This is a genomic window from Candidatus Nanosynbacter lyticus, assembly GCF_030253515.1.
In the GTDB taxonomy this organism is placed as follows: Bacteria; Patescibacteriota; Saccharimonadia; order Saccharimonadales; family Saccharimonadaceae; genus Nanosynbacter; species Nanosynbacter lyticus_A.
This window is the reverse complement of sequence record NZ_CP124549.1, coordinates 401,359-416,508: the sequence shown is the minus strand read 5'-3', so window position 1 is coordinate 416,508 and position 15,150 is coordinate 401,359. Positions and strand designations below refer to the sequence as shown.

Annotated in this window: 20 protein-coding genes and 3 tRNA genes; all 23 read left to right on the top strand. The window is 51.2% G+C overall.

Going from position 1 to position 15,150, the window contains the following annotated elements:
- Positions 1–118: 118 nt before the first annotated feature.
- Positions 119–1,582, top strand: coding sequence for a preprotein translocase subunit SecY (gene secY / locus NLML1_RS02200; RefSeq protein ID WP_285441209.1), 1,464 nt, complete (start codon positions 119–121; stop codon positions 1,580–1,582).
- Positions 1,583–1,620: 38 nt separating this feature from the next.
- Positions 1,621–1,887, top strand: a complete 267-nt coding sequence (gene infA, locus NLML1_RS02195) for a translation initiation factor IF-1 (protein WP_138076943.1) — start codon at positions 1,621–1,623, stop codon at positions 1,885–1,887.
- Between the two features lie 51 nt (positions 1,888–1,938).
- The gene (rpmJ, locus tag NLML1_RS02190) at positions 1,939–2,067 is read left to right on the top strand and encodes a 50S ribosomal protein L36 (protein ID WP_138076941.1); all 129 of its coding nucleotides are present in this window, start codon (positions 1,939–1,941) and stop codon (positions 2,065–2,067) included.
- Positions 2,068–2,069: 2 nt separating this feature from the next.
- A complete protein-coding gene (gene rpsM / locus NLML1_RS02185) occupies positions 2,070–2,456 on the top strand; it encodes a 30S ribosomal protein S13 (protein WP_039327369.1) in 387 nt (128 codons plus the stop codon).
- Positions 2,457–2,471: 15 nt separating this feature from the next.
- On the top strand, positions 2,472–2,861 hold the full coding sequence (rpsK, locus tag NLML1_RS02180; RefSeq protein WP_138078946.1) for a 30S ribosomal protein S11: 390 nt from the start codon (positions 2,472–2,474) through the stop codon (positions 2,859–2,861).
- 2 nt (positions 2,862–2,863) lie between these two features.
- A complete protein-coding gene (gene rpsD, locus NLML1_RS02175) occupies positions 2,864–3,484 on the top strand; it encodes a 30S ribosomal protein S4 (RefSeq protein WP_162323327.1) in 621 nt (206 codons plus the stop codon).
- A 21-nt stretch (positions 3,485–3,505) separates the two neighbouring features.
- Positions 3,506–4,423: a DNA-directed RNA polymerase subunit alpha gene (locus tag NLML1_RS02170; RefSeq protein WP_285441208.1), complete on the top strand. Its 918-nt coding sequence runs from the start codon at positions 3,506–3,508 to the stop codon at positions 4,421–4,423.
- A gap of 2 nt (positions 4,424–4,425) precedes the next feature.
- On the top strand, positions 4,426–4,812 hold the full coding sequence (rplQ, locus tag NLML1_RS02165) for a 50S ribosomal protein L17 (RefSeq protein WP_039327356.1): 387 nt from the start codon (positions 4,426–4,428) through the stop codon (positions 4,810–4,812).
- A gap of 1 nt (position 4,813) precedes the next feature.
- Positions 4,814–5,245 (top strand): 50S ribosomal protein L13, encoded by a 432-nt coding sequence (gene rplM / locus NLML1_RS02160; RefSeq protein WP_162420676.1) that lies wholly within the window; start codon positions 4,814–4,816, stop codon positions 5,243–5,245.
- Between the two features lies 1 nt (position 5,246).
- The gene (rpsI, locus tag NLML1_RS02155; protein WP_039327349.1) at positions 5,247–5,645 is read left to right on the top strand and encodes a 30S ribosomal protein S9; all 399 of its coding nucleotides are present in this window, start codon (positions 5,247–5,249) and stop codon (positions 5,643–5,645) included.
- Between the two features lie 73 nt (positions 5,646–5,718).
- Positions 5,719–6,597, top strand: a complete 879-nt coding sequence (locus NLML1_RS02150) for an alpha/beta fold hydrolase (RefSeq protein WP_285441906.1) — start codon at positions 5,719–5,721, stop codon at positions 6,595–6,597.
- Between the two features lie 214 nt (positions 6,598–6,811).
- Positions 6,812–7,582 carry a DNA glycosylase family protein gene (locus NLML1_RS02145; RefSeq protein WP_285441905.1) on the top strand — a complete coding sequence of 257 codons (771 nt, stop codon included), beginning with the start codon at positions 6,812–6,814 and terminating at the stop codon, positions 7,580–7,582.
- The gene (locus NLML1_RS02140; RefSeq protein WP_285441904.1) at positions 7,579–9,054 is read left to right on the top strand and encodes a B12-binding domain-containing radical SAM protein; all 1,476 of its coding nucleotides are present in this window, start codon (positions 7,579–7,581) and stop codon (positions 9,052–9,054) included. The genes NLML1_RS02145 and NLML1_RS02140 overlap by 4 nt, the downstream gene beginning before the upstream one ends.
- A gap of 245 nt (positions 9,055–9,299) precedes the next feature.
- Positions 9,300–10,460 (top strand): tryptophan--tRNA ligase, encoded by a 1,161-nt coding sequence (gene trpS, locus NLML1_RS02135; protein ID WP_285441903.1) that lies wholly within the window; start codon positions 9,300–9,302, stop codon positions 10,458–10,460.
- A gap of 93 nt (positions 10,461–10,553) precedes the next feature.
- Positions 10,554–11,735 carry an RluA family pseudouridine synthase gene (locus NLML1_RS02130; protein WP_285441902.1) on the top strand — a complete coding sequence of 394 codons (1,182 nt, stop codon included), beginning with the start codon at positions 10,554–10,556 and terminating at the stop codon, positions 11,733–11,735.
- Positions 11,728–12,558, top strand: coding sequence for a DNA polymerase III subunit delta' (locus tag NLML1_RS02125; protein WP_285441901.1), 831 nt, complete (start codon positions 11,728–11,730; stop codon positions 12,556–12,558). Before NLML1_RS02130 ends, NLML1_RS02125 begins: the two co-directional genes overlap by 8 nt.
- Positions 12,559–12,567: 9 nt before the next feature.
- Positions 12,568–13,263 (top strand): tetratricopeptide repeat protein, encoded by a 696-nt coding sequence (locus NLML1_RS02120; RefSeq protein ID WP_285441900.1) that lies wholly within the window; start codon positions 12,568–12,570, stop codon positions 13,261–13,263.
- A 42-nt stretch (positions 13,264–13,305) separates the two neighbouring features.
- Positions 13,306–13,382: transfer RNA gene (locus NLML1_RS02115), tRNA-Thr, on the top strand.
- A gap of 63 nt (positions 13,383–13,445) precedes the next feature.
- A tRNA-Tyr gene (locus NLML1_RS02110) sits at positions 13,446–13,530 on the top strand.
- 89 nt (positions 13,531–13,619) lie between these two features.
- Positions 13,620–14,003 carry a VOC family protein gene (locus tag NLML1_RS02105; protein WP_285441899.1) on the top strand — a complete coding sequence of 128 codons (384 nt, stop codon included), beginning with the start codon at positions 13,620–13,622 and terminating at the stop codon, positions 14,001–14,003.
- A gap of 51 nt (positions 14,004–14,054) precedes the next feature.
- Positions 14,055–14,354, top strand: a complete 300-nt coding sequence (locus NLML1_RS02100) for a hypothetical protein (protein ID WP_162323315.1) — start codon at positions 14,055–14,057, stop codon at positions 14,352–14,354.
- A gap of 36 nt (positions 14,355–14,390) precedes the next feature.
- On the top strand, positions 14,391–14,966 hold the full coding sequence (locus NLML1_RS02095) for a hypothetical protein (RefSeq protein WP_285441898.1): 576 nt from the start codon (positions 14,391–14,393) through the stop codon (positions 14,964–14,966).
- A gap of 85 nt (positions 14,967–15,051) precedes the next feature.
- Positions 15,052–15,127: transfer RNA gene (locus NLML1_RS02090), tRNA-Thr, on the top strand.
- Positions 15,128–15,150 lie beyond the last annotated feature (23 nt).

Genomic DNA, 15,150 nt, shown 5'->3' with positions numbered 1-15,150 from the left:
TATGTTAATTATTTCAATTATAGCGCATGTGCTTTATGTTTTTAGTATGGAAATATTGGCCGCGGTCATGTATAATTAACAGAGTTAAGAATTGTTAGTGACTATGAGGGGCTAAAACATGAATTGGAGAATAATTTTCCGGTCGCTGAAAAATAAAGATATGCAGAAACGCCTGGCCATTGTGGTGGGGATTATTGTGGTGTATCGAATGCTGGCGCATATTCCGGTGCCGCTGGCGAATCCGACACAGATGAAGACGGCACTGGCAGCGGCGCTGGGGCAGACTGACCTCGGCGGGTTCTTGAACTTGCTCTCGGGCGGCGCGCTAGCGAGCTTTTCACTCGTACTGGTTGGACTCAGCCCATTCATTACCGCCAGCATCATCACCCAGCTGCTCACCAAGGCCATCCCAAAGCTTGAAGAGCTACATAAGGACGGCGAATCAGGCAGGCGCAAGATCCAGCAGTGGACGCGGCGGCTGACTATTCCGCTGGCCATCGTCCAGTCGATCGCCTTTATCTTCCTCTTGCGCCAGACGGTGCTGGCTGGTGGTACGACCACGCTGAGCGATCCGACGATGCTCGAGTGGACAGTTGGCGTGACGGCAATGACAGCCGGATCAGTCCTGCTCATGTGGCTGGGTGAATTGATCACCGAGCAAGGTATCGGTAATGGTATCTCTATCTTGATTTTCGCTGGTATCATCAGCCAGATTCCGCAGATGCTTGGTTCGCTCATTTCGTCGCTCGGCAACACTTCGGCTGGTGGCCTGAATGTCTTTAACTGGTTTACCTTGCCAGTGAATCCAACCGTCTTTTGGCTGGTGGTGATCATGGCTATCGCCTCACTCATCGTTCTCTACTTCCTGGTGAAAATTAACGAAGCCCAGCGCGTCATCACCATCAACTACGCCAAGCGCGTTCATGGCAACTCCAGCTACGGCGGCATCAAGAGCATCCTGCCGGTCAAGCTGATCGCCGCCGGCGTCATCCCGGTCATCTTTGCCGTTGCCTTCCTCAGCTTACCGCAATTCATCGGCCAAGTCATGAAGGCCTCGGGCAATCCAGATCTGCAAAACACCGCCAACACCCTGATCACGTGGTTCCAGGCACCCAACCCAGGCTCCTTTACCGGCAGTACGTGGGAGGCATTCATTTATCCGACGCTGTATTTCCTCCTGGTCATTGCCTTTACCTATTTCTACACCGGGATCGTCTTTAACGCCAACGAAATCGCCGAGAATCTGCAAAAGCAGGGCGGCTTCATCGAGGGTATTCGGCCGGGCGAGCAAACCGAGAAATATCTGATGCGCACCGTCAATCGCTTGATCTTGTTCGGTTCAATCGTCCTCGGTATCATCGCCATCTTGCCGTTTGTCGCTGAATATTTAATGTATCACCTAGCGGCAATCCGCGGCTCACGCTTGTCGATCGGCGGTACCGGGCTGCTCATCGTGGTCTCAGTCGGCCTGGAGTCACTACGCCAGCTCAACTCGCGCGCTCTGATGGTTACCTATGACGACTTTGACCCAGACGAACTGACCAAGAAAAAGTCGAAAAAACGACGCTCGTCCCTCTTGTAATCGCCGAGACGATACGGTATAATTGACAACTGTAACTTATGGCGAGTCAAAAGGAAGTCATCAAGATGATTGGTAAGGTGGTGGAAGCACTGCCTAATACTCAATTTCGGGTGGAACTGGAGAATGGCCATAGTATCATCGCGCACATTTCGGGACGGATGCGCAAGAATTACATCCGCCTGGTGCCTGGTGATAGGGTGGAAGTCGAGATGACTCCTTACGATCTCACAAAGGGTCGCATCGTCTTTCGCCTCAAGGAGGAGCGACCAGCGCACGTGGCGAGAAACACGCGGCGCTCGTCATAATACTAACGATAATCTCGGGTTTACTCGGGAAGGGAGATTTCAGAGCACTTTATGAAAGTTCGTGCAAGTGTCAAGAAGATCGACAAAGATCCCAAGAAAGGTGACAAGCTAGTCCGCCGCAAAGGCCGCCTGTACGTCATCAACAAAAGAAAACCTAAGAACAAGCAAAGGCAGGGTTAAGCATGGCTCGAATTGCTGGGGTAGTTATCCCAACAGAGAAGCAGGTGCAAATTGCGCTCACCTATATTTATGGGATTGGGCCGAAGCACGCTTCGAGCATCCTTGCGGCGGCTAAGATTGAGCCGACCACTCGGGTGAAAGATCTCACCGAGGCTGAAGAAAACAAGATTCGCGAAATTATCGACAGCGAATACACCGTCGAAGGTGATCTCCAGCGCTTGGTAACTAACAACATTAAGCGCTTGAAGGATATCAACGCCTATCGCGGTCTTCGCCACAAAGCAGGACTGCCGACACGCGGACAGCGGACTCGTACGAATGCACGAACTCGCAAGGGTCGCGCCATCGCCGTGGGCGGTACACAACCAAAAGCAGCAAGTAAGACCTAAAGAAAGGACTAAGAAATGGCAGACGCAAAATCTACCAAGAAGAAGCAGCGCCGATCAGTCCCAGCTGGTCAGCTGCATATTCAAGCAACATTTAACAACACCATTGTTACCTTTTCTGACAAGAAGGGTAACGTATTGACCGCTTCATCAGCTGGGGCATGCGGCTTCCGCGGCAGCAAAAAAGGTACTGCCTATGCTTCACAGGTTGCTGCTGAAAAAGCTGCTGAAGCTGCGAAGACTCAATATGGTTTGAAATCAGTTGACGTTTTCGTCAAAGGTGTCGGCTTGGGCCGTGATGCCGCTATTCGCGCGGTTGGCGCGTTCGACATCTCAGTAGAAAGCATTAAGGACGTAACTGGCGTGCCTCACGGCGGCGTTCGTCCACGAAAGGCACGGAGGGCATAATTATGGCACGAGATAATTCACCGATTGTCAAGCAAAGCCGCCGCGAAGGTTATGCGCTTCATCCAAAAGCACATAAAGTTTTGGCGCGAAAATCTGGCATTCCAGGCCAGCACGCGCACGGCCGCCAAAGTAAGCCAAGCCTGTACGCTACACAGCTGCGCGAAAAGCAAAAAGTTCGCCGCCTGTACGGTTTGGTGGAAAAGCAATTTGCTCGGCTGATGAACGAGGCAACTCGCGCTCAGGAAGGCTTGGCGGGTGAGAACCTGTTGAAATTGTTGGAACGCCGCCTGGACAATGTCGTTTATCGTTCTGGGTTCGCTGTTAGCCGCCGCGCTGCTCGCCAGTTGGTCAGCCACGGCCACTTTGAATTAAATGGCCGCCGCGTCGATATCCCATCGATTCGTGTCAAGGCTGGTGACGTCATCACCGTTCGCCCAAAGAGCACCAAATCTGAGTACTTTACGCACATTGACGACGTGATCAACAATTCAATCCAAGGCCCACTGAGCTGGCTAAAGAGTGACAGCAAGAAGCTAAAGATTGAAGTGACTGGACTGCCGAAGCGCGAGGAAGCAGAAGCTGACATCAACGAGCAATTAATTGTTGAGTATTACTCACGATAAAAGAAGGGTTAGGGAAGAATTATGGCAAAAGCAATTTACAATCCAGCACTCGCGAGCGTTGATGACACCTCTGCGACCAGTGCGACCTTTCTGATCGAGCCGATGCACGCTGGCTATGGCAATACACTGGGTAACTCAATGCGCCGCGTACTACTCTCGAGCATTCGCGGTGGCGCGATCGTTGCCTTTCGTATCGAGGGTGCGACACACGAGTTCACCACTGTCGAGGGCGTCAAAGAAGATGTCGTCGACATCATGCTGAACCTAAAGGGTGTGCGACTCCGCGTTCACACTGACGAGCCAGTTGAGCTGCGTCTGGAAAAAACTGGTGGTGTTATCACCGCTGGCGACATCCAAGCAAACGGCGAAGTAGAAGTTGTTAACCCAGACCACATCATCGCTACCATCGATGATCCGAACAAGACCGTCATTATGGACTTGGTGGCAGAAGCTGGCCGTGGCTATCAGACGATTGAAGAGTCGAGTGCCAATCGGTTGCACTCCGACATGATCGCGCTCGACGCTATCTTTACACCGGTGCTGCGCGTTCGCTACAAGGTTGACTCGACACGCGTTGGCGACGAGACCAACCTCGAGAAGCTCGCCCTGACGGTGGAGACCGACGGCACATTGACACCGCGCGAAGCCTTTGAGGAAGCAGCGGCTATCCTCGTCAGCCAATATAGCGCGCTGGCAGGCTCGACTGTGGTAACTGGTGCGCCAGCGCTGGGTAACGACGAGGCAGATGATTCGGAACTTGACATGTCAATTGAAGAATTAAACCTCAGCGCCCGCACGACAAACGCGCTGATTAACAATGAAATCCGCACCATTCGCGACCTGGTGACGTTGACCGAGCAAGATTTGCGAGAATTGAAAGGCTTTGGCTCAAAGGCGCTGGATGAAGTACGTGACAAGATGGCGGAGTTGGAGTTTTAACTATGCATAGACACGGATATCAAGGGCGCAAGTTCGGCCGTGAGCGTGATCAACGACGAGCCTTGCTGAGGGGCCTGGCAACCAGCCTGGTCGAGCACGGCAAAATCGAGACCACCTTGCCGAAAGCCAAAGAGCTGAAGCGCCACATTGAAAAAATCATCACCAAGGCGAAGAAGGGCGATCTAGCCAGCCGCCGCCAGGTGATCGCAGCACTCAGCACTCGCGCTGCTGCCTACAAACTAGTTGATGAAATTGCCCCACAGCTGAGCGGTCGCACCAGCGGACATGTTCGCGTTGAGCGCACCCGCCTACGTGTTGGCGACGGCGCGCAAATGGCAATCATCGAGTTTGTCGACGACATCAAACCAATGCCAAAGAAGGAGAAATAAGATGAAGACTTATTCACAAAAACCATCTGAAGTTTCTCGCCGCTGGGTATTGTTTGACGCGAGCGAATTACCACTCGGTCGTTTGGCAACTGAAATTGCCAAGCACTTGACTGGTAAATACAAGCCAACTTACACGCCGCATGTTGACGGCGGCGACTACGTCGTGGTTATCAACGCTGCAAACACCGTCGTTACTGGCTACAAGGAAACTGACAAGTACTACTACCGTCACAGTGGTTTTCCAGGCGGCATCAAGGAAACGCAGTTCAAAGAAATGCGCGAACGCCACCCAGAACGAATTATTGAAGAAGCTGTTAAAGGCATGTTGCCAAAGAACAAATTGCAAGCAGAGCGCCTCAAGCGCCTGCGCGTATTTGCCGGCAGCGAGCATGCTCACACAGCACAAACCCCAGAGAAAGTTGAGGTAAAGTAATATGGCTACTGATACCTATTTCTACGGCTTGGGACGACGCAAAAGCGCTTCAGCAAGTGTTCGCTTGCTTCCTGGCAAAGGTACCATCACCATCAACGGCAAAGCAGCCGCTGAGTACTTGGATGGCAACAAAACCTTGCTCGCCGAAGTAACTGATCCACTAGCTGTCGTCAGCAAGCAAAAGGAATACGATGTTACCATCTTGGTCAAAGGTGGTGGTCTCGCTGGTCAAGTTGACGCCATCAAGCTTGGCATCGCCAAAGCATTGACGGCTGCTCACGCTGACTTGCGTCCAGTCCTAAAGAAGGCTGAGCTGCTCAAGCGCGACCCACGCGAGAAAGAGCGCAAGAAATACGGTCTGCGTTCTGCCCGCAAGCGCGAACAATTCTCCAAGCGTTAAAACAGAGGAGAAACCGATTCTCGAAAATACTCCGTCATGTACAGGCGGGGTATTTTCATAGTATACTAATACAATGTTTGATCGATTAATCCATCGCTGGCTGCGTGTCCCGTATACCTTAAATGTGCATTATTTTTGTCGCCCAGAAAACCCAGAATCTACCATTCTACTTATCCATGGGCTGGGCACATCGTGGCGCACCTGGAAACCGCTGGAGCAATATTTACCAAAAAGTGCTCGCGTCATTGCCATAGACATGCTAGGATTTGGCAATTCACCAAAACCCGACTGGAAATCATACAACGCCCACGATCAGGCCACCAGCATCGCCGCTACGCTACGTCACGAATCAATAACTCGCCTGGATGTCGTCATTGGCCACTCTATGGGGTCGCTAGCTGCCGTAGAACTCGCTAAAAAATATCCAAAATTAGCTCAGTCGCTAATCCTATGCAGCCCACCAATATATCACCCTAAGATTGATGAGAAAATCCATCATCCAGAAAAAATATTACGCGCCCTATACAGCCTTATCAACAAGCATCCGAGGAGCTCAAAGCGTCTATTGCAGTTCGCTGACCGACATAATATATGGCCCGACGCGGGATTTAAGGCTGATAAAATTACTGCTAAATCCTTCCTGACCGCTCTAAATACTGCAATAATCAATCAAACCACGATGGCTGATATATCACAATTGAAACTCCCGATCACTATTCTGTCGGGCAAACTTGATCCGCTAATTGTCGAGCGGAATTTGAAGAAACTAGCCAAAGAGCATGAGAATATCGTCCATCGCTCGATGACCATGCAGAGGCACGAAATAACGGATAAATACGCTGAGCGTTTGTCCGGACTAATCAAGCAGCATCTGTCTGGCGATTATCTTACCACCAGGTCACCTCGCCGCACCACTGTTCGTACCCATACGAAAAAAAATCATGAACGTTGATAAAACCCGCCTTGAAGCCAGTGACGGAATAAACCTCGTTCACAAAATTCTGATCGTCTGCTATAATACACCGCGAGGCGGTTCTTTGGTCTGTAAAGTAACCCCGAAAACATTGAACGATAACCGTTTGAACCGCAACCAACAATACTTACTACACCAGACCAGTGCAGGAGATCACTGAAAAATGCAATAAAATAAATTATCAAATCTCAACATGAAAGACAATAGCAAATACTATCTAGCCGACCACTACTCATGGGTAAAGACAGAAACTGGAACGTTTGCGTGTGCACATAAAACCGCTGATGGATTAGTGTACTCCGTTCTATCTCAAGATCAGCATACCTTGCTAGAGGGTAACGCACCCTACACGGAATTTAAAAAGAATGACAAGCTTGTAGATAGCCCTTCTGCGGCGCATATCTATCGTATGCAGTGCCCAAATTTATGGGACTGCATTGGCACCAATATTATTCGCCAAGTGATACGAGCTAATCAAGCAAAAAATATGTATCGCACTTTTTCAAAATCTATAGGGGAAAAGGTTAGTCTGACCGGCAACGTACACTATTATCTATTTCCTAGTCTGCAGCGGGTTTTGGAAGTCTCTGACAGTGCGTATCAGCGGATGGGAATGAGTTTCAAGAAAGACGCACTTAGAAATGCAGCACGATTTATCTTAGAACACGCCGATAGACTGGAGAAGATTCAAGCGCCGGATCTATTGGACGAGCTTATGAAAATACGTAGAATCGGAAGCTGGACTGCACGGGCAACTGTTGCAGATTATACAAACGAACTTGCAACATATCCCTATGGTGATGCAGCAATACGCCTCTACGCAAGGGAGGCCTTGCCTCGCCACGAGTGGCCCAAGGAAGAGGCAGCGTTTATCCAGGAGCTGCACAAAGTGGCAGGAGCAGAGAATATGAGCAGTTCAATTGCTACGCTGATAATGATTCATGAAACGAGAAGAGACCAATGACACGTGAGTTTGTGGCGGGAGCTCGACCAGAGGAGGATCTTGACCTGCTGCTCGTCAACACCCCTTTGAGAGATTATCAGGAGCGACCAAGGACTAACAACTACACGCTGCCCGTGTTGGGCATGGGCTATATCGCAACTTTGGCGGCGGTAGAGGGTTTCAATGTTGGTGTTTTAGACGCCGAGTCGGAAGGGCTGGCTTATGAGCAGACGAAAGAGATTATTAACAGACTAAAGCCTCGCTGGGCTGGCTTTGGTCTGCTTGCCCCCACCTATGAAGCAAGCGCTAATATTTGTAATAGCCTAAATTCTGATATCAATATTCTGCTAGGAGGTCATCAGGCAAAGGCAGTGGCTAGAGAAATCCTGATAGATCCTAGGATGCGTAATTGTAAAGCACTTGTCATAGGAGAGGGTGAGACGCGAACGGTTGAGCTTTTACGAAATATAGACAATAGAACACGACTCCCCGGGGTAATGTGGCTTGCAGATAATCGAAACATTATGATGGGTGAGGCAAAAGGGGACAGTGAATATTATACTGCGCCAGATATAGATACGTTACCGCTGCTAGATAGGAAATTCCTGCCACAAGACCCATACACAGACGAGAGCGGTGTAGTGCATGCAAATATTGTTTCCGCAAGAGGGTGTCCGTACAATTGCTCATTTTGCGGAGGCGCAGCCTCTGTTAACCCAGATATCAAGATTAGATCAAGAAGTCCAGAGAGCGTGGTGTATGAGATGAACATGCTTAATAAAAAATATGGCGTGACAAGCTTTCGTTTTGTGGATGATTTATTTTTGGGCAATCGCCGCATGATAGCTGATATGACCAGCGCATTCGCTGCTGCAAATATCGGCGAGTGGGCTCAATGGAGCGGTACGGGAAGAATAAATGTATTTGATCGACTTAGCAATAATCAGATAAATCTTATGCACGAGAGTGGCTTGAAAGAAATTGCTTTTGGAATAGAGTCGGGGAATGAGCATGTACTAAAGAGGATTGACAAGCGAATAGATACCGAGATGACGAGGCGCGTTGTCTCTAAACTCTTGGAGCGCGGCATTGATGTCAAGGGTTATTTTATTCTTGGGCATGTAGATGAAACTGAGGACGAGATAAGGGACACTCTCAGTCTTATCCATGAGTTATGGAGCTTCGCCGATAGCCTCAAGGGCAACTTCAGGGCCTCGACATTTGAATTCCGTCCATATCCGGGTACTATTGATTGGAAGCGGCTTCTTTGTAAGGGGTTTACACCTGAGGAGTTGAGCAACTACACAGCTATCGACTTGACAGATAGGGGTACAAGATCATCCATGCTAGATCGTGATGAGTTCAATTTCTCAACAAATTTACAAATTGCCTCGGCACCGATTGAGTTCATTAGAGAGAGCCTAATAAGTATCACTGACATGCAACATAAACGGAACCTGAGTCAAGAGAATAATACATCAGAAGCTACTTAATCTCTCGCCTTTCTCCGTCGGCCATACCGCAATAATAAATATTTGCACATTTCGCCCGCCAGCGCTATAATCACCCCATGACTATAAACCAGCAATTCATCAGCACCGCCTGGCAAAGCACGCGTGTTCGCCGCGGCTTGTTGAATTGTTCGTAAAATTCTTCTGAAAATACCAACCATGAATAGAGGCCGCGCGCGGTCTTTTTTATATCATCTAACAACCAAAGGAGTGTTATAATGAATACAATGAAACCATCCAAACCCGTCATTCTCACCGGCGTACGCGCCAACAACGATATTCACATTGGCAATTATTTTGGTGCCATTTTGCCGATTGTCGATATGGCAAAGCACCGTTCGGCCGATTATGATATCAATCTGTTCATCCCCGATCTTCACAGCTTCACCACGCCGATTGATCATAGTAAGTTGTACGACAGTATCCTCAACAACGCCCGGATTTATACGGCTGCCGGACTGCCGCTGGACAACCAGGCGATTCATCTGTACCGTCAAAGCCGCGTCCCAGCCCACAGCGAGCTGGCGTGGATCTTGGATTGCTTTACCGGGTTTGGCGAGATGAGCCGGATGACGCAGTTTAAGGATAAGGGTGGTAAGGTAGACATTCGCAGTGTCGCCGAGAGAATCAAAAAAGCTCTTGATGCGCAAAAAAACGATGATAACATTTCGGGAAGAATGGAACTTATGCAGCTATACAACGAGCTGGCTTTTGAAAAAGAAGTCTCCGTCGGTCTCTTCAACTATCCAGTCCTGATGGCTGCCGACATCTTGCTCTACGGCGCCACTTATGTGCCGGTTGGCGACGACCAGACGCAGCACTTAGAATTTACGCGCGACATCGCCGAGCGGATGAACCGTAAATTTGGCGAATTGTTCACCGTGCCCAAGCCAGTGGCTGAGCAACACCGATTCTTCGGTAAAGACCAAGGTCTGCGCATCAAGGACTTGGCGAACCCGACCAAAAAAATGAGCAAATCCGACGACAGCGGCAAAGGTGTCATCTTCCTCGGCGACGACCCGCAGATAGCGCACAAAAAAATCATGAGCGCCACTACCGACTCACTAGGCAGGGTACAGTACGACCACGACAACCAGCCGGGCATTTCCAATCTGCTGGAGATTTTGACGCTGGTGCGCCAAGACGCTGGACGAGACGTCAGCTTGAAGCAGACCATCAGCCAGTACGCCGGCATGGAACGCTACGGCGACTTCAAACGAATCGTGGCTGACGAAGTGTCCGAATTCTTAGCGAATTTCCAGGCGCGTCTGGCGGCAGTTGATGAGCAGGCAATCGAAAGTAAGCTGGAATCCAGCGAGCGCGACATGAACGTCGTCGCTAACGAAACCTTGCACCGCGTCCAAACGGCCGTGGGGCTACGGAGATAGTATGGTGATAGCAAGTTGCCTCACTGAGCCAGGAACACTGCCAAATCAAGCGCCGCAAATGTCTAGCCGCCCAAACCGCAGAGGACGCGCCGCGTGAAAATCTCGCCGCGCACCGTCCTCAAGATCGCCAGGCTATATCACCTGGCGGACGACAACACGCCCGTCAAAGCATTACGCCATCTAAAAATCCAGACGGACGAATCACACATCGTGGCGGAGTTTATCTTGAATAAGCAACATTTCGCCGTGCTTTACGGTTCGATCATCGACGAAGAATCAATTGACGAATTGTGGACTGACAAACCGGCCAACGCTGAGATGTTGCCAAACCCGCTTGATCCGATCTGCATTGAGACGCCATTTCAAGGCAAGTTCGTCACCATGCTCCACATCATGCCGACCAAGCAACGCCTGGACGTCCACCTATCCACGTCATTTGACCCGTTAATTTCGCGCAGTCTCTGGCAAAAATACATCAAAGCCGGCTACATCTCAGTCAATCACCGCGTAGTGACGACGCCGAAATTTGAGGTTGACGAGGCCGACGAAATCGCTGTCAAATTACCGGAGCAGGAGCAGGCCAGTGCAGAGCTGCCGGTTCTATACGAAGACGATGACGTGATGGTGGTCAATAAGCCAAGCGGGCTCCTGACTCACGCCAAAGGTGGACTATCGACCGAGTCGACGGTGGCAGAGATTATTCGCCCCAAGACTTCGTTTGCCTCGGACACCGACCGGCCGGGCATCGTACATCGGCTTGACCGCGACACCTCAGGCGTGCTGATTATCGCTAAAACTGCTGACGCTGCGACCCACTTACAGCGACAATTCGCCCAGCGCACCGCCAAAAAAACCTACCTCGCAGTGACCGACGGCGTACCGAAATTAGCCGCCGCAAAGATTGACCTACCGATTGGTCGCAACCCAGCCGCGCCCAGCACCTTCCGCGTCGACCCGAACGGTAAGCCCGCTCAGACAACCTACCGCGTACTGGCGGCGACTGACGCCCAAGCGCTGATTGAACTGAAGCCCACCACTGGCCGCACCCATCAACTCCGCGTCCATATGGCGCACCTAAACACACCAATTCTCGGCGACCGCGTCTACGGCAAGCCAAACGCCAGCCGTCTGATGCTCCACGCCCATCAGTTAGAAATCACGCTACCGTCAGGTGAACGAAAGACGTTTGAGGCGGCTATCCCAGAGGAGTTTCGACAATTATTCCCAAAAATTGCCGCAGCCCCGAATGAGCCCGGCGAGGCCACTCATGACTAGCACCCGCTCGCCGCGCACACCAGTGGTGGCGCATCGCGACCGCGCTACACTACGCCAACTTGCTGAGCGACTGCCACAGGCGGTGATCATCAACGCCGAGCGTGGGCTGGACGGCACGGGCGCCGCTGAATACCTAGCAACACTTACGCCATCGGAGGTGCTCCGGCTGCAGCCACTGGAGGCAAAAACCACAATTACGACTGAGCAGATTCGCACCATGATTACCATGCTGCGCACGCACGCCACGGTTCGCCGCGTTATCGTTATCGATCCAGCCGACCAGATGAGCGAGGCAGCACAGAATGCACTTCTCAAATCCCTAGAGGAGCCAAACGCCAACACACATTTTTTGCTCGTGACCGAGAACGAACAGCAGCTGCTGGCCACCATTCGTTCGCGCTGTCAAGTGCTAACCTTGCACCGCACTTCGCAGGCGCAGGACGAAACGCTACTTGACGCCACCTCGCTCACCGCCAGCGAGCGTCGCCAAATCCTGTTCCTAGCCGCCGGTCGGCCGCTGCTTATCCGCCAATTAGCACGCACGCCGAAACTACTGTCCGAATATCAAGCCATCGCCGCTGACGCCAAATGCATCCTCGCCGCACCAGGCTCGTATGAAGCACTGCGCACGCTGCCGCCCTATTTCACCAATCGCACCAAAGCCCTCCAGCTGATCGACATCCTGCTCACCATGGTAGCATTTCAGATGAAAACTCAGCCGAGCCCCGCACACCAACCCCTCCTTGATTGGATCATCACCGCCGAAACGCGGCTGAGGCATAATGGCAATGTGCGACTGGCGCTGATCAATATTGTGGTATAATGGATGCATATGTCTGGATTATTAGTTATCCTGCTAGTTATGGTGTGGGCAGTTTGGTATCAGCCGTCAGTCGGCGAAGCGCAAAACTTACCAGTTAAATTGTCGGAGAAACTCGACAAGCTCTGGGCTATCGCTCAAGAGTCGCTGCGCGAAAACAAGTATCTACGCGCCGAAAAGGCACTCCTAACCATCCTGCGCGTCGATGAGAAAAATGCCACGGCTTACAACCGCCTGGGGATTTTATACGCCAAGCAGCGTGCCTACAAGGACGCCATCGAGTGCTTTGAAATCGCCCAGAGCCTCGAGCCGAGCGCTTCGAGCCTGCACAATGTCGGCCTCATTTACTACGAGACACAAGATTATGTCAAGGCAGCGCTGGCGTTTGAGCAGGCGCTTGATATGGAGGCCAGTCACGCCGCCCGGCACATCGCCTACGCCAAGGTTCAGGAGAAATTAGGTAATACGAAGAAAATGCTGGCGGCGCTGGAGAAGGCCGCTGAGCTCGAACCGACGCCGCACACATTGAACACGCTTGCCCAAGCCTACGACAGTGCCAAGCAGCCCGAACAAGCCGCCAAACTTCGCGAGCGCGCCACGGCCATGCTCACACCCGACAAGCCAGCCGCCGCCCCGCGCCGTTCGCAGCACCCAGCCCACCCTCAGCAGCCACGCCAGCCGCGGCAACCACGAAAAGTAATTATGTAGACCTTGTCTTGGGCTGCAAAACTTGCTACAATCATTCAAGATGCCGATTTAGCTCAGCTGGTTAGAGCAGCTGTTTTGTAAACAGCAGGTCCTGGGTTCGAATCCCTGAATCGGCTCCATTTGCATCGCCCTCGCACCAAGCATGTAAAAACGTGCGGGCGCCGCGATGTAGCAAGTTCCATGCCGGAATCGTGTAGTGGCAATCACAGGAGACTGTAAATCTCCCGCCGTCAGGCTTCGTAGGTTCGAGTCCTACTTCCGGCACCAAATCGTTATTTCACCCAAGGAGCGTCCACTGGCGCTCTTTTTAAGTTGAATCATGTGAGCAATATAGGTCTTTTTGATATAATGAAATTATGGCAAAGAAAAGGGTAACGCCAGAGGGAAGAAAAACGCCTATCGGTAGGGTTGAATACGTTATTATAAATGCAACAGATAGTGAAAGATCGGCAAAGTTCTGGAGCACCGTGACTGGCAGAGAGCCTGGCGATGTCTCACCGCCATACACTGATCTACCGTCAACTGGTGATGAAGGTGAGGTAACGATTAGTATCCAACAGGTTCCCGATCAAGAATCTCTCGGGATGCATATCGATATTGTTGTCGATGATATTGACGAGGCTATTCAACAAATAATCGACCTCGGTGGAAAGCTCGTAGAAGAAAAGTCGGAAGGCAACTGGCGCTGGGTAGTTGTGCAAGACCCCGATGGAAATAGGTTTTGCCTAGTGACTAACTAGCGACTATAGGTAACGTTGACTTTACTCATAAACAATGCTATAATTTCGAGCATGTTAGAGCTTATCAAGCGAGGGCTGATCACCTGGAACGAGCAGAAAAATCAGCGCCTCAAGTTACAGCAGGCCTACGTCGCCCTAGCCATCATCAGCTTAACGATCGGCGGCGGGCTAATCCTGATCAGTAATTCAGCTGCACATCTGGCCGCCTCAATCGCCGGTATCGTCGGCGTGGTCTTCTTGGTCAATAGCGTCGCCTGGACGGTACTGGACGCCATCATTGCACCGCGCTTGCCACGGCCAGCCAAGCCAACCCGAGCGCGCACCACAAAATCTACCCGTACTTCACGCTGAGTTGCTCGCCGCCGCCCGACATGCTATTATCAAATCATGAAACGATTTCCATTTGCCAAAACACTCAAAGCACTCTATAAACCATTACCACGCATGTCCAAGCAATCGCGCCAAGCGGTCGCCGACAACCTCTGGATTGTCGCCGCACTGCTGGCAGTGGTGGCTGCCTTGTCGCTAACCTCAGCCCTGTCATTACTGTCACAAGCTGATCATATCTCCCTCTTTGGCGTCGCCATATTTGTACCAAATATCGCCATCATCCGCTTGCAGCAGATCATCACGCTGATCTTTGCGATCACCGAAATTGTCCTCTTCGGACTGGCCATCTCACCGCTACGACGCAAGCAAACCCGAGGCTGGCTCTTTACTACCGCTGGCATTGTCGTTACGTTCCTTGCCACCGTTGTCACCTTTATTCTCAGCTTCTTCACTCATTACTACGACGTTGCGAGCGGAGTTGTCGCCATCGCCCTGGTCGCCGCTATGGGCTACGTGCTTAGCGAAATCGAATCTGAGCTTGACTCAGCCAAAGCAGATAAGCCAACAACCCCTAAAGCTACTGATACACCAGACCAGGCTAAAACGGAAGCCAAGGCAAAGGCTAAGAAATAGTCTCGACTCGCCATCATCTTTGCACGACCATGCGAGTATGATACAATAACAACTGTTACTGCGCCGTTTTTAGACGTAGTAATATGCCGCGATAGCTCAGTTGGTAGAGCGCATCCATGGTAAGGATGAGGTCTCGGGTTCAAGCCCCGATCGTGGCTCCATTTTGATTTTTAGATTATTTGTA

Bases quoted from the DNA above. Each gene is read 5' to 3' on its own strand.
- secY (WP_285441209.1), top strand. From the start codon at position 119: ATGAATTGGAGAATAATTTTCCGGTCGCTGAAAAATAAAGATATGCAG.
- infA (WP_138076943.1), top strand. From the start codon at position 1,621: ATGGCGAGTCAAAAGGAAGTCATCAAGATGATTGGTAAGGTGGTGGAA.
- rpmJ (WP_138076941.1), top strand. From the start codon at position 1,939: ATGAAAGTTCGTGCAAGTGTCAAGAAGATCGACAAAGATCCCAAGAAA.
- rpsM (WP_039327369.1), top strand. From the start codon at position 2,070: ATGGCTCGAATTGCTGGGGTAGTTATCCCAACAGAGAAGCAGGTGCAA.
- rpsK (WP_138078946.1), top strand. From the start codon at position 2,472: ATGGCAGACGCAAAATCTACCAAGAAGAAGCAGCGCCGATCAGTCCCA.
- rpsD (WP_162323327.1), top strand. From the start codon at position 2,864: ATGGCACGAGATAATTCACCGATTGTCAAGCAAAGCCGCCGCGAAGGT.
- NLML1_RS02170 (WP_285441208.1), top strand. From the start codon at position 3,506: ATGGCAAAAGCAATTTACAATCCAGCACTCGCGAGCGTTGATGACACC.
- rplQ (WP_039327356.1), top strand. From the start codon at position 4,426: ATGCATAGACACGGATATCAAGGGCGCAAGTTCGGCCGTGAGCGTGAT.
- rplM (WP_162420676.1), top strand. From the start codon at position 4,814: ATGAAGACTTATTCACAAAAACCATCTGAAGTTTCTCGCCGCTGGGTA.
- rpsI (WP_039327349.1), top strand. From the start codon at position 5,247: ATGGCTACTGATACCTATTTCTACGGCTTGGGACGACGCAAAAGCGCT.
- NLML1_RS02150 (WP_285441906.1), top strand. From the start codon at position 5,719: ATGTTTGATCGATTAATCCATCGCTGGCTGCGTGTCCCGTATACCTTA.
- NLML1_RS02145 (WP_285441905.1), top strand. From the start codon at position 6,812: ATGAAAGACAATAGCAAATACTATCTAGCCGACCACTACTCATGGGTA.
- NLML1_RS02140 (WP_285441904.1), top strand. From the start codon at position 7,579: ATGACACGTGAGTTTGTGGCGGGAGCTCGACCAGAGGAGGATCTTGAC.
- trpS (WP_285441903.1), top strand. From the start codon at position 9,300: ATGAAACCATCCAAACCCGTCATTCTCACCGGCGTACGCGCCAACAAC.
- NLML1_RS02125 (WP_285441901.1), top strand. From the start codon at position 11,728: ATGACTAGCACCCGCTCGCCGCGCACACCAGTGGTGGCGCATCGCGAC.
- NLML1_RS02120 (WP_285441900.1), top strand. From the start codon at position 12,568: ATGTCTGGATTATTAGTTATCCTGCTAGTTATGGTGTGGGCAGTTTGG.
- NLML1_RS02105 (WP_285441899.1), top strand. From the start codon at position 13,620: ATGGCAAAGAAAAGGGTAACGCCAGAGGGAAGAAAAACGCCTATCGGT.
- NLML1_RS02100 (WP_162323315.1), top strand. From the start codon at position 14,055: ATGTTAGAGCTTATCAAGCGAGGGCTGATCACCTGGAACGAGCAGAAA.
- NLML1_RS02095 (WP_285441898.1), top strand. From the start codon at position 14,391: ATGAAACGATTTCCATTTGCCAAAACACTCAAAGCACTCTATAAACCA.